Source organism: Pedobacter heparinus DSM 2366, assembly GCF_000023825.1.
Taxonomy (GTDB): domain Bacteria; phylum Bacteroidota; class Bacteroidia; order Sphingobacteriales; family Sphingobacteriaceae; genus Pedobacter; species Pedobacter heparinus.
Genome location: NC_013061.1, coordinates 1,712,179 through 1,732,488, shown reverse-complemented (window position 1 = coordinate 1,732,488; position 20,310 = coordinate 1,712,179). Strand labels below are relative to the sequence as shown.

17 protein-coding genes are annotated in these 20,310 nt (G+C 42.1%); 10 read left to right on the top strand and 7 right to left on the bottom strand.

Going from position 1 to position 20,310, the window contains the following annotated elements:
• Positions 1–5 precede the first annotated feature (5 nt).
• A complete protein-coding gene (locus tag PHEP_RS07285) occupies positions 6–350 on the bottom strand; it encodes a DUF1801 domain-containing protein (protein ID WP_012781615.1) in 345 nt (114 codons plus the stop codon).
• A gap of 252 nt (positions 351–602) precedes the next feature.
• Between PHEP_RS07285 and clpB the strand changes: the two genes are divergently transcribed.
• On the top strand, positions 603–3,197 hold the full coding sequence (clpB, locus tag PHEP_RS07280) for an ATP-dependent chaperone ClpB (RefSeq protein WP_012781614.1): 2,595 nt from the start codon (positions 603–605) through the stop codon (positions 3,195–3,197).
• Positions 3,198–3,464: 267 nt separating this feature from the next.
• Complete coding sequence (locus PHEP_RS07275; RefSeq protein WP_012781613.1) at positions 3,465–5,744, top strand: glycosyltransferase family 4 protein; 2,280 nt, start codon at positions 3,465–3,467, stop codon at positions 5,742–5,744.
• A gap of 34 nt (positions 5,745–5,778) precedes the next feature.
• Here PHEP_RS07275 and PHEP_RS07270 read toward each other — a convergent pair whose 3' ends face one another.
• Positions 5,779–7,257: a glycoside hydrolase family 130 protein gene (locus tag PHEP_RS07270; protein ID WP_012781612.1), complete on the bottom strand. Its 1,479-nt coding sequence runs from the start codon at positions 7,255–7,257 to the stop codon at positions 5,779–5,781.
• Positions 7,258–7,633: 376 nt separating this feature from the next.
• On the opposite strand from PHEP_RS07270, the gene PHEP_RS07265 reads away from it, so the two are divergent.
• Both PHEP_RS07265 and PHEP_RS07260 read left to right on the top strand, forming a co-directional pair.
• On the top strand, positions 7,634–8,239 hold the full coding sequence (locus PHEP_RS07265) for an outer membrane beta-barrel protein (RefSeq protein WP_012781611.1): 606 nt from the start codon (positions 7,634–7,636) through the stop codon (positions 8,237–8,239).
• 168 nt (positions 8,240–8,407) lie between these two features.
• Positions 8,408–9,307 (top strand): polysaccharide deacetylase family protein, encoded by a 900-nt coding sequence (locus PHEP_RS07260; RefSeq protein WP_036673878.1) that lies wholly within the window; start codon positions 8,408–8,410, stop codon positions 9,305–9,307.
• Between the two features lie 6 nt (positions 9,308–9,313).
• Here PHEP_RS07260 and PHEP_RS07255 read toward each other — a convergent pair whose 3' ends face one another.
• Genes PHEP_RS07255 through PHEP_RS07245 form a run of 3 tightly spaced genes read right to left on the bottom strand, consistent with a single transcriptional unit; the run spans position 9,314 to position 10,966 of the window.
• Positions 9,314–9,760, bottom strand: a complete 447-nt coding sequence (locus PHEP_RS07255) for a hypothetical protein (protein WP_012781609.1) — start codon at positions 9,758–9,760, stop codon at positions 9,314–9,316.
• Between the two features lies 1 nt (position 9,761).
• Positions 9,762–10,340 carry a nitroreductase family protein gene (locus tag PHEP_RS07250; RefSeq protein ID WP_012781608.1) on the bottom strand — a complete coding sequence of 193 codons (579 nt, stop codon included), beginning with the start codon at positions 10,338–10,340 and terminating at the stop codon, positions 9,762–9,764.
• 59 nt (positions 10,341–10,399) lie between these two features.
• The gene (locus tag PHEP_RS07245; protein WP_036673875.1) at positions 10,400–10,966 is read right to left on the bottom strand and encodes a hypothetical protein; all 567 of its coding nucleotides are present in this window, start codon (positions 10,964–10,966) and stop codon (positions 10,400–10,402) included.
• A gap of 71 nt (positions 10,967–11,037) precedes the next feature.
• Here PHEP_RS07245 and PHEP_RS07240 point away from each other — a divergent pair, with 71 nt between their 5' ends.
• From PHEP_RS07240 to PHEP_RS07225, 4 genes are all read left to right on the top strand, one after another.
• Positions 11,038–12,663 carry an ABC-F family ATP-binding cassette domain-containing protein gene (locus tag PHEP_RS07240; RefSeq protein WP_012781606.1) on the top strand — a complete coding sequence of 542 codons (1,626 nt, stop codon included), beginning with the start codon at positions 11,038–11,040 and terminating at the stop codon, positions 12,661–12,663.
• 127 nt (positions 12,664–12,790) lie between these two features.
• Positions 12,791–13,420, top strand: a complete 630-nt coding sequence (locus PHEP_RS07235; RefSeq protein WP_012781605.1) for an ABC transporter ATP-binding protein — start codon at positions 12,791–12,793, stop codon at positions 13,418–13,420.
• The gene (locus PHEP_RS07230) at positions 13,417–14,613 is read left to right on the top strand and encodes an ABC transporter permease (protein WP_012781604.1); all 1,197 of its coding nucleotides are present in this window, start codon (positions 13,417–13,419) and stop codon (positions 14,611–14,613) included. The genes PHEP_RS07235 and PHEP_RS07230 overlap by 4 nt, the downstream gene beginning before the upstream one ends.
• A 26-nt stretch (positions 14,614–14,639) precedes the next feature.
• On the top strand, positions 14,640–15,083 hold the full coding sequence (locus PHEP_RS07225) for a hypothetical protein (protein WP_012781603.1): 444 nt from the start codon (positions 14,640–14,642) through the stop codon (positions 15,081–15,083).
• Between the two features lie 93 nt (positions 15,084–15,176).
• On the opposite strand, the gene PHEP_RS07220 is transcribed toward PHEP_RS07225, so the two are convergent.
• Positions 15,177–15,677, bottom strand: a complete 501-nt coding sequence (locus PHEP_RS07220) for an FKBP-type peptidyl-prolyl cis-trans isomerase (RefSeq protein WP_012781602.1) — start codon at positions 15,675–15,677, stop codon at positions 15,177–15,179.
• Between the two features lie 12 nt (positions 15,678–15,689).
• Positions 15,690–17,702 carry a thioredoxin domain-containing protein gene (locus PHEP_RS07215; protein WP_012781601.1) on the bottom strand — a complete coding sequence of 671 codons (2,013 nt, stop codon included), beginning with the start codon at positions 17,700–17,702 and terminating at the stop codon, positions 15,690–15,692.
• Between the two features lie 51 nt (positions 17,703–17,753).
• On the opposite strand from PHEP_RS07215, the gene PHEP_RS07210 reads away from it, so the two are divergent.
• Together PHEP_RS07210 and cls are read left to right on the top strand one after the other, a co-directional pair.
• The gene (locus PHEP_RS07210) at positions 17,754–18,851 is read left to right on the top strand and encodes a mandelate racemase/muconate lactonizing enzyme family protein (protein ID WP_012781600.1); all 1,098 of its coding nucleotides are present in this window, start codon (positions 17,754–17,756) and stop codon (positions 18,849–18,851) included.
• Positions 18,848–20,305, top strand: a complete 1,458-nt coding sequence (cls, locus tag PHEP_RS07205; protein WP_012781599.1) for a cardiolipin synthase — start codon at positions 18,848–18,850, stop codon at positions 20,303–20,305. Before PHEP_RS07210 ends, cls begins: the two co-directional genes overlap by 4 nt.
• The last annotated feature ends 5 nt before the right edge of the window (positions 20,306–20,310 follow it).

Below are 20,310 nucleotides of genomic sequence, written 5' to 3'. Positions count from 1 at the left end.
TTCTTTTAATATAAGGCAAGCGCAGCGCGCAGTATCTGCCCGATCTTTTCCACGGGCAAGTCCCTTTCAGGCGCTATCAATAATATTTTCATCCTTGCCCGTTTTTCCTGTAACAGGTCCGGATGTGCAATCCTGTTCCCTTCTACAATTCCGATATAAGGCTGACGATATTTCTTATGGATCCAGAGGTAACACAACATCTTTCCCTTAAAGTAAAAGAAGGGGAGTTTATATTTCCACTCTGCTGTAATGTGTTCGTCCTGCTTTAAAATGCAATCTCTTAAAGCCATAAAGCAGCCCCTTAAGGGTTCTTCCTGATTTAAATAGAAACTTTCGAGAGGGGTTAACATAGGATATAGAAATAGAAAGACAAATATATCCATAAAAAATGCATACTCCAAATGCAGCCCGTGATGCTAAATACAATGAAACCGAAAGACAGGTTTTTTAGGACATTAAAAAATATTAATCTTAACAAGACATTTTTTCCGATTAAAACAATCTACATCAGTAATTTCGTCATTTAAAAACAAAAATTACCGACAAAATTTCAGTTCTTAAACAAAAAAACAAGATGGCATCTGCTTTGTTTATTTGTTGATATGAATTTCAACAACTTTACCATAAAAGCTCAGGAAGCAATTCAACAGGCTTCTGAAATAGCCACTGGCAATCAGCAGCAGGCTATTGAAACAGCGCACATCCTGAAGGGTTTGCTTACTGTTGACGAAAATGTAGTTTCTTATGTACTAAAGAAACTAAATGTAAACCTAAATGTGCTGAACCAGCAACTGGACGCACAGATTGAAAAATTTCCGAAAGTTACAGGCAGCAGCCCTTACCTAACCTCGGGCAGTAATTCCGCTTTGCAAAAAGCAAATTCTTACCTGAAAGAGTTTAAAGATGAATTTGTTTCTGTAGAGCATGTATTACTTGGCCTGCTTTCGGTAAATGACGATACCGCAAAACACCTGAAAGATCAGGGGGTTACTGAAAAAGACCTTAAAAAAGCGATTATCGCTTTGCGGGGCGACAACCATGTAACGGGACAAAATGCCGAGGCAACTTACAATGCCCTTAATAAATATGCAAGAAATTTAAATGAATATGCAGAATCCGGAAAACTGGACCCTGTTATTGGCCGGGATGAAGAGATCAGACGCGTAATCCAGATCTTATCCAGACGTACAAAAAACAATCCGATCCTGATCGGTGAGCCTGGTGTAGGTAAAACAGCCATTGCCGAGGGTATCGCTTTCAGGATCATCAAAGGTGATGTGCCTACCAACCTGAAAACTAAAACAGTTTATTCGCTGGATATGGGCGCCCTGATAGCCGGTGCAAAGTATAAAGGAGAATTTGAGGAAAGACTGAAAGCAGTAGTAAAAGAGGTTACACAGAGTGATGGCGATATCATTTTGTTTATTGATGAGATCCATACTCTGGTTGGTGCCGGTGGTGGCGAAGGTGCAATGGATGCGGCAAACATTTTAAAACCTGCCCTTGCCCGCGGTGAGCTGCGTGCCATTGGTGCAACAACTTTGGATGAATACCAGAAATACCTGGAAAAGGATAAAGCCCTGGAGCGCCGTTTCCAAAAGGTAATGGTAGATGAGCCGGATACTCAGGATGCCATCTCTATTTTGCGTGGGTTAAAAGAACGCTATGAGACCCACCATAAGGTGCGGATTAAAGATGAGGCCATTATTGCCGCTGTAGAAATGTCGCAACGGTATATTGCCGACCGGTTCTTACCGGATAAAGCCATCGATCTGATGGATGAGGCAGCGTCTAAACTGCGTCTGGAAATGGATAGCGTGCCGGAGAAAGTGGATGAACTGAACCGTAAAATCATGCAGCTGGAAATTGAACGCGAAGCAATCAAGCGGGAAAATGATACCAGGAAGGTGAAATCACTGGCTGAAGAAATTGCCAACCTTTCGGCTGAAAGGGATGAAATTAAAGCCAAATGGCAGGGCGAGAAAGACCTGGTAGATAACATCAACAATGAGATTGAACAGATCGAAAACTATAAGCTGGAAGCCGATCAGGCTGAACGCGCAGGCGATTACGGAAAGGTTGCCGAAATCCGCTACGGCAAAATAAAAGAGGCACAGGACAAAGTTGAAAAACTAAAAGTACAGCTGGAAAGTCAGCAAACCGAAGGCCGCATGCTGAAAGAAGAAGTTACTGCTGACGACATTGCAGGTGTGGTAGGCAGGTGGACCGGTATTCCGGTAACCAAACTGGTTTCCAGTGAGCGTGAAAAGTTGCTGAATCTGGAAACGGAACTGCACAAACGTGTAGCAGGACAGCATGAAGCTATTGAAGCGATATCTGATGCCATCCGCCGCTCCCGTGCCGGCCTGCAGGATAAAAGAAAACCCATTGGTTCCTTCATATTCCTGGGCACTACAGGTGTGGGTAAAACCGAGCTGGCAAAGGCATTGGCAGAATTCCTGTTCAACGACGAAAATGCTATGACCCGTATTGACATGAGCGAATATCAGGAACGCCATGCAGTTTCACGCTTAATTGGTGCGCCTCCAGGCTATGTGGGTTATGATGAAGGGGGGCAGCTGACTGAAGCCGTACGCCGCAAACCTTATTCGGTGGTATTGCTGGACGAGATTGAAAAGGCACATCCTGATGTATTCAACATTTTATTGCAGGTTTTGGACGATGGCAGGTTAACGGATAATAAAGGCCGCGTGGTGAACTTTAAAAATACAATTATCATCATGACCTCTAATATTGGTTCACACCTGATCCAGGATAATTTTAAATCGCTGAATGATGAAAACAGGGACGAGGTAATTGCCAAAACTAAAAATGAACTGTTTGAACTGTTAAAGCAAACCATCAGGCCCGAATTTTTAAACAGGATTGATGAACTGATCATGTTTACCCCACTTAACCGCAATGAGCTGAGGGACATTGTAAACCTGCAGTTTAAACAGGTACAGGATACCCTTTCAGAAATGGGAATAGAAATAGAGGCTTCAACGGAGGCATTGGACTGGCTGGCAGAATTGGGTTACGACCCGCAGTTTGGTGCCCGTCCGTTAAAACGTGTGATCCAGAAACGCATTTTAAATGAGCTTTCCAAAGAAATACTTGCCGGAAAAGTGGATAAAGAAAGTAAGATCAAACTGGATATGTTTGATCACAAATTTGTATTTCTTAATAATAAATAATATTTACCCTTCTTTTTAATGCTTTAATTAATTTTAAAAGCCTTAATGATCAATCATTAAGGCTTTTTTTTCTGAAATTACATTTGAGAGCCGATACAATCTTTAATAAAAGCAAAAAAACCCGGAAAACACCTCCATTCTTAAACAGTTTTTCTTAAAAAATGATTTTGTTTAAGTTTTAACAAGATTTAATAAATAAAAATGATTTAATCAAGAACAATTTAACGCGATGATTGTTGATAGAGCAGTAAAGATTCTTTTAACAATATGAAAATCGCTTATATATCTACTTATCCGCCACGCGAATGTGGCATTGCTACGTTTAACCACAACCTGCTCAGGGCCATTGGTTATGATAAGACTGCCGTTTCTGAGGACAGTTACGTGGTGGCCATGAATGATTCCGAGAATTTGGACCAGTATGAATACCCCAGGGAAGTAAAGTACCAGATCAGGCAGGAAAATCAAAAAGATTATATCAGGGCAGCTGATTATATCAATACAAGTTTAGTGGATGCCTGTATTATGGAGCATGAATTTGGCATTTACGGTGGTGAAAACGGGGTTTATATCCTTCCACTCATTGCAAGACTGCAAAAACCACTGGTTACCATTTTGCATACCATATTAAAAGACCCGAGCTATATGCAGCTCACCATTATCAGGGAAATCGCCAAACATTCTTCCCGGATAGTTGTGATGAGCCATAGGGCAGTTGGTTTTTTAACCAGTATATATGGCATCCCTTTTAGTAAGATACAGCTGATAGAACATGGTGTACCTGACCTGGAGGCAAAAACGGATAATCCTGTAAAACTGTCCCTGCCCTTTAAAAATAAAAAAGTATTGTTCACTTTTGGTCTGATCAGCAGGAATAAGGGCCTGGAAACCGTAATTGAGGCCTTACCACAAATAGTGGCCAAAAATCCCGACGTCATGTATGTGGTACTGGGCACTACACATCCTGGCGTAATCAGGAATTCAGGAGAGGAATATCGCGACAGCCTTAAAAAACTGGCCAGAAAGCTCAATGTGGAAGACAACCTTACTTTTATCAACAAGTTTGTATCGGAAGAGCAGTTGTTTGAGTATTTAACTGCCTGTGATATGTACATTACCCCCTATTTAAATGAGGCCCAGATTACCAGCGGCACACTTTCTTATGCGGTTGGTGCAGGAGCTGCAGTAATTTCTACCCCTTACTGGCATGCCCAGGAATTACTGGCAGATAACAGGGGACGTTTATTCGATTTTAAAGATGCGGATGCGCTGGCAGCTATTGTAAATGAGCTGTTTGAAGACGAGGAAAAATTAAACCAGCTGAAAGCAAATGCCTATGAATACGGACTTCATTTGCGCTGGCCAAGTACAGGACAGGTATTTGTGGACGTACTGGAAGAGGCCATCTCTAAATCGCTGGCCGAAAAAGACAATACCGGTAAACAGATTATAGATCCTGATGCGATGCCCTCCTTCAGTCTGGCCCACATTCAGCGACTCACAGACGATACTGGTATTGTACAGCATGCTAAATATGGGATTCCTAACCTCAAAGAGGGCTATTGCCTGGACGACAATGCCAGGGCTTTAATAATGGCCATTTTAGCTTATCAGCAAAATAAGAGCAAAGTAGCCTTAGAACTGTTACCGGTTTATTTAAGCTATATCCAGTACATGCAACGTGATGATGGCAATTTCAGGAATTTTTTGAGCTTTACACGTGATTACCTGGACGAAATTGGCTCTGAAGATTCCTTTGGCCGCACCATTTGGGCGCTGGGGTACCTGATCCATAATGCCCCGAACAATTCTTACAGGGAATTTGCAAGAGAGCTTTTCAATAAATCTGTCCCCCATTTTAAAAACCTGGGCCATTTAAGGGGCATAGGAAATACCATGATCGGCCTGTCAAATTACTTGAAAGCACATCCCGGCGATGAACACATCAGGGAGCAGTTTGATTTACTGGCTGAACCTCTGAAAGCTGCTTACAGGGAGAATAAAAAGGGGCACTGGCATTGGTTTGAGGACAAGATGACCTACGACAATGCAATTTTACCCCTGGCACTGTTGTCTTATTACCAGACCACTAAAGATAAAGAAGCCCTGGACATCGCTCTGGAAAGTATGGAATACCTGAGCCAGAAGACCCTGATATATGGTTATTTAAACCCGGTGGGCAATGATGGCTGGCTGTATAGGGAAGGCAATTCAATGGCCTTATATGATCAGCAGGCAATTGAAACCATGGCCATGGTACTGATGTATTTTAAAGCTTATGAAATTACGCACGACCTGACCTATATTAAACAGATGTACCTCTGTTACCAGTGGTTTCTGGGCGAAAACAGTTTACACCTTCCTTTATTTGACCATGAAACAAAGGGTTGTGGCGATGGCCTTCAACCACATGGTGTAAACCGCAATCAGGGTGCAGAAAGTACACTGGCTTATTGGATTTCGCATCTGGTAGTATTGAAAGCGCTTGAATATGAATACATTCAGAGCAGCGACCTGACAACGGTACAAAAACAGATACTCAGCTAAATTCATTAAAAGAATTTATACCTAAACTGGAAAGCTATGCAGGACGATATAAGTCAGTGCTTTCCAGTTTTTCCAGTAACAGTGCTATTTTTACCGTGGCAAAGGAAGAACAATAATCCGACAGGCCGTAGGGAATGATCAGTTCACCATCGTGAATGATCGAACCACAGGAATACAACACATTAGGTACATACCCTTCCCTTTCATCTGTATTGGGAATAACCAGTGGCTCATTTAACCTTCCTATTTCTATTGAAGGATCATTCAGATCAAACAAACTGGCTCCCAGGCAATAACGGCGCATTGGCCCTACACCATGGGTAATCACCAGCCAGCCGGCCTCAGTTTCTATAGGCGAACCACAATTACCGATCTGTATGAATTCCCATGGAAACTGTGGTGCCTGCAGCTTTACAGGGTTATCCCATACCGTAAGCTTATCGGAATACATTAGGTAGTTGTTCCAGCCATCTATGCGCGACATCATGGCATATTTGCCGTTGATCTTACGTGGAAAAAGTGCCAGATTTTTATTCTGCGCACCAATACCATGTAGCGGACTGATCTTAAAATCGTAAAAATCCGTGGTCTGCAATAGCTTGGGCATAATCATGGCCCCATCAAAAGCAGTATAGGTGGCATAAAAAATAATGCTGCCATCATCTTTTACAAAACGGACAAACCTGGCATCTTCTATACCCTTGCGCTCAAATTCAGAGATGGGGAAAATCACCCGGTCAGAAATATCGGTGTCCCTCGAAAAGCTGATCTCATGGTAGGTATCCGACAACCAGAGGATCTTGTCATATTCCAGTTTTTTAAGGTCATCTTCCTGCAGACCTTTGCTGTCAAGAATGATCTTTCTGAGTGTGGCATAATCAAATTTATCCTCCAGTTTAACACCTACCTCATCCAAAACCTCTATATCTATGCGGGAATCAGCCGCTTTTTTAAGAAATAGTTTTTTATTATAGACCGCGTTCTTAATGATCTCCGCTTCATCAATATAATTGCCTACCGGGATTACCGTAATGTTATGGTTACGGTCTATCAGTGCACGACGGAACACGACAGACGAAATGTGCCCCTCACCTACTGCCCTGAAACTGATGATCAGCCTTTTTTCACCTTCAACCAGGTCGGACTGATCAGGGTCTTCTACTACCGAAGGGTTAAAAAAAGCTGCAGATTCTATAGAATATTCATGTGTGAAATAGGATCCAAGCAGCAACTTCTGATATTTATCAAGCGATTCAAAATCGTAACCCGCCGTTTCTATACAGTGTTTGATCTTTTTACAGTGACGGGCAAGTATTTTGGTGATGTTCCGGTGCCTCTTGGAATATTCCTGTAACAAAGGCGAGATCAGTCCGAATACATCTTTATCCGAAAGGGCCAGTACATGCCTCACCACTTCTACAGCTCTTTCATCTCCGTTAAAAAAAAATCTTGCAATTACCCGTTTAGGATCTGGGTATACTTTAACTGGTTTTCGTTCTATTAATAATCTCATGGTATGTATAACGCTTTAGATGGGCACAAAGATTTATGAATTTATAGTTTTTTTAGAAAAAACGTTAGCAGGCTGACATGTTTTTGTTAACATGTATGCCAAAACAGACAACATAACAACTGACAATATTACAATAAAAGTCAGTTTGAATAAAAGGAGCAGTACGAGATTTGTCATAATTTAAGCTGGATTGTCATGGTAAAATAATAAACAGCAGCGGAAAAAAATATATTCACTTATCAATTAAGCACTTACAAAAAGTGTCATTTTTACTCAGCAAAGGCAACATTTAATTGGCACAAGGGTTGACTATATACCGTAAATGGTCAGAACATAAAAAGAGAAAAGACCAGATTATAAATTAAAAATTAAGAAGATGAAAAAATTATTATTATCATTAGTTGCAGTTGCAGGTTTAGCTTTTACCACTCAGGCTCAAACAGAAAAAGGAAAAATAATTGTTGGTGGTAGCTTAGGTTTAAACTCTACAAAAGAAGAAGGGGCTTCGAAATCAGATTTCAGGTTTAATGTAGTACCTTCTGTTGGATATTTTGTAAGCGATAATTTTGCTATAGGTACCGGAGTTGGTTACAATTATGACAAAAAGGTAAGTCAGGAATATTTAAACCAATCTTTTGAGGTTGCACCTTTTGGCCGTTATTATGTTGGATTGTCTGATCAGTTCAAATTCTTTGGTCAGTTATCGGTACCGATGGCTTTCGGAAACGTTAAAGATGTAGACGGCGTTACCGGCGATGTGGGCGACAAAAAAGGTACAACAACTTCAATAGGTGTACAACTTGCCCCTGGATTTGCTTTCTATCCTACTAAAAGAGTTGGCATAGAGGTTTCTGTAGATGGCTTGGGATATAACAATTACACTGTTAAAGATGCTGCTACAGGCAATAAAGCAAAAACAGATACTTTTGGTTTAGATGCAAGCACCATTACCCCAAAACTGGGTGTGATGTTCCACTTCTAAGCCCAGGTTTTTCATAAAAAGTTAGTTTGGTTAGATAAAAGGCCCTTGCTTAGGCGGGGGCTTTTTTTTATGGCTGTTTATTGAAAACTCCTGATGCTTTCCATCTTTTATTGGATTTGATTTTATAGTTTTGCGTCAGATACCCTATATGAAATAGCATTACTTAATATGAAACATCACTTTTTACCATTTATGGCTGCAGCAGTATTTTTTGCTGCCGGATGCCAGTCAAAATCACAAACAGGTGCAACAGGTTCGGATGCAAAAGACAGCACTGCCGTTGCAGTAGCTGAAACCACCGGAACTCCTGAAAAGGATCAGCACACCCAGGTGGATGTTTCTAAAATAAAGGTTGCTGATGCAAAGACCATTCTCGCCCGGAAACAGGTTCCGATATTGTGTTATCACCAGATCCGCAACTGGAAGCCCACGGATGGAAAAGTAGGTAAAGATTATATTGTTGAAATACAAAATTTTAAAGATCAGGTTAAGATGCTGGCCGATAGCGGTTACCATTCCATTTTACCAGATCAGCTGTATGCTTATTTAAATACAGGTGCAGCCCTGCCTTCCAAACCTATCATGTTCACTTTTGACGATACAGATATGGACCAGTTTACCATTGCGGCCCCCACCCTTAAAAAATATGGCTATAAAGCCGTATATTTTATCATGACAGTGTCCATTGGCAAGAAAGGTAAATTTGTAGATTACATGAGCAAAGAGCAGATCAAACAGCTTTCTGATGAAGGAAATGTGATCGGCAGCCATACTTACGACCATAAGAACTTTAAGAAATACCAGGGAAAAGACTGGGAAGAGCAGCTGGATAAACCCACTAAAAAACTGGAAGAGATTACCGGCAAAAAAATGACAGAATTTGCCTATCCTTTTGGCTTATGGAATGCAGAAGGTATTCCTGAACTCAAAAAACGTGGGTTTAGAATGGCCTTTTCACTGGCAGATAAGCGTGACCAGAACGACCCTTTGTTTACCGTTAGAAGGATTATTGCCAGTGGCTACTGGAGCCCTAAAACCTTACACAACAGTATTGTAAGAAGCTTTTAACCCGGTTTACAGCACCTCATTAAGGAGATACTTCTTCCCGTTAAAGGAAAAGTCATCTCCTTTTTTTTTGCCCAGCATCAGTTTACCGATGGGTGATGCTGCTGAGATAGCAAATACCGTTTTACCACCTGCATGAAGCTGACCTGCACTGATACTGATGTAAAAAATGCCTTCATTGGTGTATACCAGACTGCCCCCGCTCACGGTATCCGATGCAGTTGCCTGTCCTATAGCCTCCAGAGTCTTCATATTTTCCTGTGCATCCATCAATAAACGTTTATTCCGGTCTATATCCTGCTGCATCATTTCGCGGCTGGTCTCGTATTTGTCACCGGCACTGCTTTTTGTATCGTCGTTACTGGCTTCCCTGGCCTGGGCAAGCGCCGTTTCTGCAGTCTGAATCCTTTGTTTGATGAAATCTAAACAAAGCTGATATACTATCCCTTTATCCATATTACGACTCTATCCATTTAATTTTTTCTGCCATTGGTGTACGTTTTGCTTCCCTGGGTTCTTCATTGTGATACCCCATATAAAAAAGTCCGAAACATTTTTCCTGTCCACCTAAGTTAAGATATTCTTTAAGATTTGCAATCATGCCTGGTGAACTCCAGTACGCGCCTACATTTAAGGCTTCGGCGGTAAGGGCCATATTCTGTACAGCACAGGCAAGGGCTGCAAGTTCCTCCCATTCCGGTACCTTATCCGGATGCAGTTGCGCATTTAAAGCGATCACACAGCTGGACTGGGCTATTTTTTCTGTGATGCTGTCATATTTTTTCTGCAGAAACTGAGGGGCAGGGGTGCTTTCTTTATATAAACGTGCAAGTTCGATGCCCAGTTTCGTTTTTCCTTCATTCCTGAATACCATAAACCTCCAGGGTTCAGTCAGTTTATGTGTGGGTGCATAATTTGCACTTTCCAGGATCTGTCTGATCACAGTTACCGGAATCTCCTGCCGGGTATAGCTAACCGGAAAAATACTTCTCCGGCGTTTGATGATATGACTTAAAATTGCGATTTCGTTTTCCATAATTCTTAACCGAGCGATCGTATGTCTGCAAAAATAGAATTAAAGGCCAATGGAAATGTTTACACGGTGTAATACTTTTTTAATTGTTTTTTTACCATTTTGGCACGGGCAAAAAAAGCAATGCTTTCTACACCCATCAGGTAATCAATGGTTTCCAGCAGTTCGTCCTTAAACCATTCGTACCTGGGCAACAGGTTTGCCAGGGCCTGCATGCAATGTACCTTGGTAGCTACCAGGGTTTCTGTATCTATCAGCCAGTTAAAGAGCACTTCAATCAGGGGTTCAAAATCTATTTGCAGCACGCGCTCCTTATAAATCTGATGGGCCCTTTTATCGGTTAGTAAAGCCATAATTTTAGCATAATGGCGCATGGCCGAAGGATTTTTCTGCCTGGGAAATAAGGTCAGTAACTCATCCAGGTATTTACTGAACTGCTCAGGTTTATGCGTCATGAGATACTCCAGCATCCAGGCTGCCCTGAAAGCCACTTCCTTCTTTTTATGAAAACTGATTTCCATCAGTTCGTTGATAGCCAACCCCTTGATTTCAGCAATAGCGGTTAAACTGGCTACCATTTGAAACTGCACAGGTGTATCCAATCTTGCGGTTAATTCCTCTTTGTTCACTGTATAAAAATCTAAACATCAAACTTAATAAAATAAATTATACCTACCTTTGCGGCTTATTTTTCAGCAATATGATTTCAGTTTCTAATTTATCACTCCGTTACGGAAAAAGAACTTTATTTGAAGATGTCAACTTAAAATTCACCCATGGCAACTGCTATGGCGTAATTGGGGCCAATGGTGCAGGCAAGTCCACTTTCCTCAAAATTTTATCTGGTGAAGTGAACCAGACCACGGGGAGTGTAGCTTTTACACCAGGGGAACGTATGGCCGTTTTAAAACAAAACCATTATGAGTTTGATGAATTTACTGTGATTGAAACCGTAATGATGGGCCACAAGGAATTGTACGACATCATGAAGGAAAAAGATGCCATTTACCTGAAAGAAGATTTTACAGACAAAGATGGCGAGCGTGCTGGTGAACTGGAGAACAAATTTGCAGAAATGGATGGCTGGAACATGGAAAGCAATGCAGCCACCATGCTGAGCAACTTAGGCATTAAAGAAGAACACCACTATAAACAGTTAAAAGAACTGGACGGAACCCAAAAGGTACGTGTATTGCTTGCACAGGCCTTATTTGGCAATCCTGACATCCTGCTGCTGGATGAGCCTACCAACGATCTGGATATTGATACCATTGCCTGGCTAGAGAATTTTCTGGCAGATTATCAGAACATTGTACTGGTAGTATCTCACGACAGGCACTTTTTAGATGCGGTTTGTACTCATATTGTGGATATAGATTTCAGCAAAATGAGTATTTACTCTGGTAACTATACCTTCTGGTACGAATCGAGCCAACTGGCCCTGAAACAGCGCAGCGACCAGAATAAAAAACTGGAAGAGAAAGTTAAGGAGCTGCAGGAATTTATTCAGCGTTTTAGCGCCAATGCTTCCAAGTCGAAACAGGCTACATCGCGTAAAAAAGCCCTGGATAAAATCGACATCTCTGAGATTAAAGCTTCCAGCAGGAAATACCCGGCCATCTTGTTCAATAATCTGGGCAGAGAGGCGGGCGACCAGATTTTACAGGTAGAAAATTTATCTTGTACTTTAAATGGCGACGTGATGTTTAAGAACGTCAGCTTTATGGTGAATAAAGGAGATAAGATTGCGGTGCTGTCGCAAAACAGCCTGGCCACTACTGCTTTTTACAATGTGCTTACTGCGCGTGAAAAGAACTATACCGGCGAATTTAAGTTTGGTGTAACCATCAATATGGCCGATATTCCTAATGACAACTCGGTTTATTTTGAAGGTAAGGATGAAAACCTGGTAGACTGGCTACGGGAGTATTCGGGTACAGATCAGGATGAACAATTTGTAAGGAGCTTTCTTGGACGCATGCTTTTCTCGGGCGAAGAGGTATTGAAAAATGTAAAGGTACTATCCGGTGGTGAAAAGATGCGCTGCATGTTTTCGCAGATGATGCTGAAACACGCTAACCTTTTGTTGTTTGATGAGCCTACCAATCACCTCGACCTGGAGTCTATTACTGCTTTAAACAACGGATTAAAGGATTTTAAAGGCACAGCATTGTTTACTTCAAGGGATCATGCACTAACAGAATCTGTTGCAACACGCATTATTGAGCTGACTCCTAAGGGGGTGATTGATAAGATGATGAGCTACGACGAGTACATCAGCAGTCCGGATGTAGCGGAACTGAGGGCAAAAATGTATTCAAAATAAGGCTATTACAAAACTTTGTTTTATGACAAGCTTTTGTAAATAGCAAATACTTTACATGAATAGCATAGGCAATTAAATTGTGTATGCTATTTTTGTATAGCACACACAACAGGAGCATAGAATAGACATGATCTCATTAACATCACTTTCGCATCATTATCCAGGGGGAAAAGCTATTGCGTTTAAAGACTGGCAAATCAATAAAGCTGAACAATGGCTGCTACTTGGCGAATCTGGCAGTGGAAAAACTACGCTCCTGCACATACTTACCGGTATATTGAAACCTGAAGCCGGTGAGGTAAGGATCAATGAAACTTCTATTTATAATTTATCTTCCAAAAAGCTGGACCAGTTCAGGGGTCGGAACATCGGCATTATATTCCAGCGACCCCACCTGATCAAAAGCTTAAATATTTCAGATAACCTGGTACTGGCCCAAAGTTTTGCCGGCCTGCCTGCAGATTTAAACCGTGTGCATGAAGTTCTGAGTTCTTTGGGTATAGCCGAAAAAAAAGAGGCCTATCCCAACGAGCTGAGTCAGGGCCAGTTGCAAAGGGTTTCTATAGCCCGTGCAGTGATCAACAAACCTACCCTGATCATCGCAGACGAGCCTACTTCAAGTCTGGATGATAAAAATGCTGCTGCAGTACTGGCCTTACTCCTGCACCAATCGGACATTAACCAGGCTACATTAGTGGTAGCTACCCACGATAAAAGAGTAAAAGATGCCTTTACAAACACTTACCAATTAGCATGAGCCCATTAAAAATCAGCTGGAAAAGTTTATGGTCCAAACCCCTCTCTGCAGCGCTTAATATCATACTTATTGCCTTTGGCACCGGTATTCTCACCATTTTGCTTTTGGCATCTGCACAAATTGGCGAAAAACTGGAAAACAACTCAAAGGATATAGACCTGGTGGTTGGTGCCAAAGGCAGCCCATTGCAACTGATACTCAGTAGTATTTATTATATTGATTTCCCTACCGGAAATATCCCCTTAAAAGAGGCCCTGGAACTTGCACACAGTCCTTTTGTAAAAAGAGCGGTACCCCTGGCATTGGGCGACAATTACAATGGTACGCGTATAGTGGGCACCGACAGTAATTTTGTGAGCCTGTACAAACTAAAAATAAAAGAGGGAAAATTCTGGCGGCATGACTTTGAAACTACCATTGGCACGGCTGTAGCCAAAACCCTGCACCTGAAAATCGGGGATACCTTTTATGGTGCCCATGGATTAACAGGCAATACCGATGTACATAAAAATCGCCCTTACACCGTAACCGGAATCCTGGAAGCCCAGGGAAATGTGACCGATAACCTGATCCTGACCAATGTGGCCAGTGTTTGGAGAATGCATGATGAGCATGAAGAAGGTGACCATGACCATGCTGATGATGAGGGGCAGCGCGAACTGACATCATTACTGATCCAATACCGCTCTCCTATGTCGGTAGCCATGTTTCCGCGACTGGTTAATGAAACCACAAATATGCAGGCCGCCTCTCCTGCACAGGAAAGCACCCGCTTGTTCTCTTTAATAGGCGTAGGTATAGATACGCTGCAGTGGTTTGCTGTGCTGATTATGCTTATTGCTGCCATCAGTGTATTTGTAAATCTCTACAACTCTTTAAAAGAGCGCAGTTACGACCTGGCCATTATGCGCACTTTAGGAGCCTCCAGGACAAAAATTTCTCTGATTGTTATTGCAGAAGGTATGATGCTTACACTGGCAGGCACATTAATTGGGATGGCCTTAGGACATTTGGCACTAGAGTTTATTGGCAGCAACCAGGAAAGCAGCCAGGCCCAGCTAACTGGCTTTGTTTTACTTTCCAATGAGATATATTTGTTTTTTGCAGGGCTTTCTATTGGTATATTTGCAGCGATCATACCGGCAGCACAGGCTTACAGATCAAACATTTCAAAGATATTAGCGAAAAATTAACCCTAACAAACGATCAGACCAGGAAAATGATGATAAAGAAATTGATATTTATTGCCCTGCTTTTTACAGGCTTTGCCGTTAAAGCACAGCACAACCCCGATGACCAGATCAACTCTGACAACTGGGAGATCGTTGGCGGGGTAGATTTCAAAATTGTTAAAGACACTGAAATGCAGGCTATATTTAGTCCTGAAATAAAAAAATATGCCAACAAGCCATTTGAACTTGAGGGTTATATTGTACCCATCAAAGATGGCATGAAACAAACCAGGTTCATGTTATCCACCCTTCCCATCAACCAATGCTTTTACTGTGGAAAAAATGGTGTTCCTATTATGGTACTGGTAGAAATGGCCGAGCCCATTAAATTTACTTATAAAACGGTAACAGTTAAAGGTACGCTTAAATTAATTCCCGGCAATGCGATGGACAACCCACCTATTGCACTCGTTGCTGCAAAAGCTATATAATGACTTCATAAGTTCCTAAGCGGGAATTCTATTATTTTTTCAAATTCTGTAAGCAGTACTGCTTACAGAATTTGAAAAAAAATGTAATGCTATTTAGTGACCGGAGTGACCATCAGCACCATGGGCATGACCATGGCTCAGCTCTTCCTGGGTAGCTTCACGTACACTTAAAATCTCACCTGCAAAAATCAGGTTTTTACCAGCCATAGGGTGGTTCAGGTCGACAGCAACCACATCTTCATGAACGGCAGTAACGCCAGCCCGGAAATGGTTTCCCTGGTTGTCCTGCAAAGGAATCACATCACCAACGGCTGGCAATTCAACATCTTTAAACATATCTTTTGGCAGGTCAGCAAAAGCACCCGGATCAATTTCTCCGTAGCCATCAGCTGCAGAAAGCTCAAAACTGTACTCATCGCCAACGTTTAAACCGCTTAAATGTTCTTCAAATTTTGGCAGCATCATTCCTGTACCATATAAAAAAACGAGTGCATTTTCCTTATCCGCTTTTTCTACAAAAACTTGCTGTCCTTCTTCATTAGTCGTATGCAACTCGTACGTTAATGATACTACTGTATTGGGTTTAATACTCATTGTGATGTTTTTTTAATTTATCAATTTTAATGCTTCATCAACAGTAGCTACTGGCAACTGGCATACTTTATTTCGGCAAATATAGATTTTTGTTTCAATGCTTTGCTTATCTTTTAACAACGGAAGCTGGGATTTTGTTCCTCCTAATGTAATTTTATTAGGGATATAGTGTGCATTGAAGGCCGATTTCTGCTTTTTAACAGCCGCACCTGTCAGCGCAATTTCATTTATACCAAATACCTGGTTTAAAAGCTGTATGGCCCAGTTGGAATAAGCCGACCCATAAGTTTTAATCTGCGGAAGGACGGCGGCCAGCATCTCTTCGGCTTTAATGCTATAAACATCCTCATCAAACAGCAGCCCCAGTTTATGAAGGTTCTGGGCCATAACGGAGTTGGATGCCGGTACTACATTGTCCATAATCTCGTGCTTACGCGCAATTAAAGTCTCTCCGGCAGCCGAGGTATAGAACAACATCGGACTATGCTCATCTTCAAAATTAAGGAGCACATAATCGCACAGTCTTTTGGCCTCCTTTAGCCAGTTTTCATCAAAATCTGCCTCATAAAGTGCAATCAATGCTTCAATAAAAAAAGCGTAATCATCTAAAAATCCCGGAATACTTGCCTTGTCATTTTTAAAATTACGGTACAGGCCACCATCGGCAGTGTTTACATGGGCCAATATAAAGGAGGCGGCTTTTTTGGCCATTTCATAATAATGGGGATGGTCAAATATTTCAGCACTTTCCGCAAGTCCTTTTATAGCCATTGCATTCCAGGCCGTTAAACATTTATCATCCAGTCCGGGCCTGATCCTTTTGCTCCTTTCCTGTAACAGTTTAATTTTTGCGGTCTTTATCTTTTGCAGCAGTTCTACTACAGATATCCCCTTAACTTCGGCATATTCCTCTTCTGTAAACTTTCTGAGCAGGATATTGGTCTGCTCTTCTTCCCAGTTCCCTTCATCAGTAACATTAAAATAATCGGACAGCAAATCTGCATCATCTCCAAGTACTGCCTCAAAGTCAGGTTTATCCCAAACATAAAACTTCCCTTCCACGCCCTCACTATCTGCATCAAGCGCAGCATAGAACAAGCCTTCGGGCGACATCATTTCCCTTTCCAGCCATTCAATACTTTCTTCTGCCACTTCTTTAAACAACAACGACCTGGAGTACTGATAGGCTTCGGCATATAAGCTGATCAGCTGCCCGTTATCGTAAAGCATTTTTTCAAAATGTGGCACATGCCAGTCGCCATCTACTGAATAACGGGAAAAGCCGCCGGCAACATGATCGTAAATACCACCCATTGCCATCTTTTCAAGCGTTAGCAAAGCCGATACATGGGTGGCGTCATCCTGCATCAGGTGACTATAGCGCAGCATAAACTGCCAGTTATTGGGCAAGGGAAATTTAGGCGCCCGGTTGTATCCACCTTCAGCCATATCAAAATAACGTTTCCAGGGCTCTGTAATTGCTGTTAAATGTGCTTTAGTATATTCATCTACCTTAATCTGAGGTATTATTTTCTCAGCATTTTGAATACCATCAGTTAAGCGGTCGGCATAAGCTATAGCCTTATCCGGCTCATTGGCCCACATTGCGGCAACACTTTCCAATACATTTACCCAGTCGGCTTTCCTGAAATAAGTGCCTCCATAAATTGGCCGCTGATCGGGCAGGCAAATGCAGTTTAATGGCCAGCCCCCGCTTCCTGTCATCAGCTGTATGGCCAGCATATAGATCTGGTCAATATCAGGGCGTTCCTCCCTGTCTACCTTTATACAAACAAAATGCCTGTTCATCACTTCAGCAACCTCATGGTTTTCAAAACTTTCCCTTTCCATTACATGGCACCAGTGACAAGCCGAATAACCAATGCTCACCAGGATCAGCTTATTTTCTGCGCTGGCCTTTTGCAGGGCCTCGGCACCCCATTCATACCAGTTAACCGGATTATAGGCATGCTGTAACAAATAGGGCGATGAAGCTTTAATTAAGCTATTGGGTTCTGTATTCATAGGATAAAGGTAAAAAGTAAATTGTACTTTTACGTTAAAGATTGTACGCTAATGAAGATTACCCATACCGAAATTTACCGTTTCAGCATTCCTATGGAACCATTTGTGATTGCTACGGGCACCATGCACTTTGCGCAGAACGTGCTGATCAGGATCTACACCGATGCAGGAATATATGGTGTTGGCGAATGCTCTGCCTTCCCTATGATTGTTGGCGAAACACAGGAAACCTGTCTGGCCATGGCGCAGGATTTTGCAAAGATCCTTATTGGTAAAGATCCCCTGGATATTCCTGAACGGATGAACGACCTGCTGGGCTATGCGGCACACAACAGCACCATTAAAAGTGCCTTTGACATGGCTTTGTTTGATATTGCGGCAAAAAATGCCAACCTGCCGCTGTACCAGTTTTTAGGGGGACAAAAACGAAGTATCGAAACCGATATGACCATTGGCATTGATACGCCTGAAAATATGGCACTTTCGGCGCTCAAATATCAGCACCAGGGCTGCCGGATCATCAAAATAAAGCTGGGCAAAAAAATCCATGACGACATTGAACGTGTAAAACAGATCAGAAAGGCAGTTGGCGATGATATGGTGCTGCGCCTTGATGCCAACCAGGGATGGAGTTTTGATGATGCACTTTTTGCACTGGGAGAACTTGCTCCCTTAAACATCGAATTTTGTGAACAACCCATGCGTACCTGGTACGATGATAAACTGCCCGAACTGAGCCTGAACTCGCCCATTAAAATTATGGCCGATGAAAGCTGCTATAACCACCACGATGCCCGAAAACTCATCAACAGCCAGTCCTGTGAATACCTGAACATCAAATTTTCTAAATCAGGTGGCATTTTAGAAGCGCAAAAAATCCATGAAACGGCCCTGCAGGCAGGCGTTAAATGTATGATTGGCAGTATGCTGGAAAGCAGGATTGCCTTGAGCGCCAATCTGCATTTTGCTTTAGCGAGTCCCAATGTGGTGTTTTTTGACCTGGATACCTGTTTACTGGGGCACCTGGTAGATCCGGTTCTGGGGGGGCTGACTTATGATGGCTACTTCCTGGATGTACCCGATACACCTGGTATAGGTGCAGATGCCGATCCGCATTTTTTGGTGGGATGTGAGCAATGGCTAATATGAACTGGCTGCTGATTGGCGAAATTGCGTATGTAATTATCCTGGTTTTAGTATGCTTGCGCATCATTTATGATACCAGAAGTACTACAAAAACGCTGGCCTACCTGTTATTTGCTGTCTTTGTACCTATTTTTGGAATGATCTTTTATTTTTCCTTCGGCATCAACTACCGCCACAGGAAAATGTACAGCAAGAAGCTTTATGAAAATGACGACCTGGCTGCCAGATTTCAACAAAGAATACTCAATTATTCGGAACAGACCTTTCAGCAAAACCACGCTGCTATAATCAGCAATAAAGAACTGGCCTTTATGGTTTTAAAGGACTCTATGAGCCCTTTAACCGCCAAGAATTCAGTTAAGCTGCTGATCAATGGGGAACAGAAATTTCCAGAGCTGCTGCATGTCATCAAAAATGCAAGACACCATATCCACATCGAGTATTACATTTATGAAGATGATGAAATTGGCAGGGCGATTGAAGCTTTGCTGATTGAAAAAGCAAAAGAAGGTGTAACTATACGTTTCATCTATGACGATTTTGGCAGTCGGGACATCCGTAAAAAACTAGTTCCCCGCCTTAAAGCGGCTGGTATAAATGCCTTCCCTTTTCTAAAAGTGCATTTCATGCTTTTCGCCAACAGGCTGAATTACCGTAACCACAGAAAAATTATTGTAATTGATGGTATAACTGCTTTTGTGGGAGGTATTAATGTGAGCGACAGGTATATCAATGATGGCAGGAATCCAAAACAGGTTTACTGGCGCGATACGCACCTGCGCATTGATGGTCCCGGAACGCAATACCTGCAGTACCTGTTTTTGTGCGACTGGAATTTTTGTGCCAGCGAGGTATTGCAGCCGGACAGCAACTTTTTTCCGACAGCGCCTTTGCAAAACGGGACAGACAACAAAATTGTTCAGATTGCTGCAAGCGGACCAGATTCGGAGTCGCCTACCATATTATTTTCTATCCTTCAGGCTATAAATCTGGCTACCGAAGAAATCCTCATCACCAGTCCCTACTTTATACCCGGAGAGAGTTTGCTTGATGCACTGACGATTGCTTCACTGAGCGGAATAACAGTAAAGCTCCTCGTTCCAGGTAAATCTGATTCTGTACTGGTAAATGCTGCAGCCAGATCTTACTACAATGATTTACTAAATGCAGGGGTTGAGATCTACCAGTACCAGAAAGGTTTTGTACATGCCAAAACGATGGTAACCGACAAGAAAATTGCAATAGTAGGCACGGCCAATATGGATTTCAGGAGTTTTGATCTCAATTTTGAGGTAAATGCCATTGTATATGACATTGAAATTGCCTCTGAATTGACTGCCGCTTTTTATGAAGATCTGAAAGATGCGAGAAAAATTGATCCGGAACAATGGGCCGACCGTCCGTTCTACAAACAATTGATAGAAAAGGCAGCACGACTTTTATCGCCCCTGCTATAAAGATT

Excerpts from the sequence above, each read along its gene's own strand:
- PHEP_RS07285 (WP_012781615.1), bottom strand. The coding sequence starts at position 350 with ATGTTAACCCCTCTCGAAAGTTTCTATTTAAATCAGGAAGAACCCTTA.
- clpB (WP_012781614.1), top strand. The coding sequence starts at position 603 with ATGAATTTCAACAACTTTACCATAAAAGCTCAGGAAGCAATTCAACAG.
- PHEP_RS07275 (WP_012781613.1), top strand. The coding sequence starts at position 3,465 with ATGAAAATCGCTTATATATCTACTTATCCGCCACGCGAATGTGGCATT.
- PHEP_RS07270 (WP_012781612.1), bottom strand. The coding sequence starts at position 7,257 with ATGAGATTATTAATAGAACGAAAACCAGTTAAAGTATACCCAGATCCT.
- PHEP_RS07265 (WP_012781611.1), top strand. The coding sequence starts at position 7,634 with ATGAAAAAATTATTATTATCATTAGTTGCAGTTGCAGGTTTAGCTTTT.
- PHEP_RS07260 (WP_036673878.1), top strand. The coding sequence starts at position 8,408 with ATGAAACATCACTTTTTACCATTTATGGCTGCAGCAGTATTTTTTGCT.
- PHEP_RS07255 (WP_012781609.1), bottom strand. The coding sequence starts at position 9,760 with ATGGATAAAGGGATAGTATATCAGCTTTGTTTAGATTTCATCAAACAA.
- PHEP_RS07250 (WP_012781608.1), bottom strand. The coding sequence starts at position 10,340 with ATGGAAAACGAAATCGCAATTTTAAGTCATATCATCAAACGCCGGAGA.
- PHEP_RS07240 (WP_012781606.1), top strand. The coding sequence starts at position 11,038 with ATGATTTCAGTTTCTAATTTATCACTCCGTTACGGAAAAAGAACTTTA.
- PHEP_RS07235 (WP_012781605.1), top strand. The coding sequence starts at position 12,791 with ATGATCTCATTAACATCACTTTCGCATCATTATCCAGGGGGAAAAGCT.
- PHEP_RS07230 (WP_012781604.1), top strand. The coding sequence starts at position 13,417 with ATGAGCCCATTAAAAATCAGCTGGAAAAGTTTATGGTCCAAACCCCTC.
- PHEP_RS07225 (WP_012781603.1), top strand. The coding sequence starts at position 14,640 with ATGATGATAAAGAAATTGATATTTATTGCCCTGCTTTTTACAGGCTTT.
- PHEP_RS07220 (WP_012781602.1), bottom strand. The coding sequence starts at position 15,677 with ATGAGTATTAAACCCAATACAGTAGTATCATTAACGTACGAGTTGCAT.
- PHEP_RS07215 (WP_012781601.1), bottom strand. The coding sequence starts at position 17,702 with ATGAATACAGAACCCAATAGCTTAATTAAAGCTTCATCGCCCTATTTG.
- PHEP_RS07210 (WP_012781600.1), top strand. The coding sequence starts at position 17,754 with ATGAAGATTACCCATACCGAAATTTACCGTTTCAGCATTCCTATGGAA.
- cls (WP_012781599.1), top strand. The coding sequence starts at position 18,848 with ATGAACTGGCTGCTGATTGGCGAAATTGCGTATGTAATTATCCTGGTT.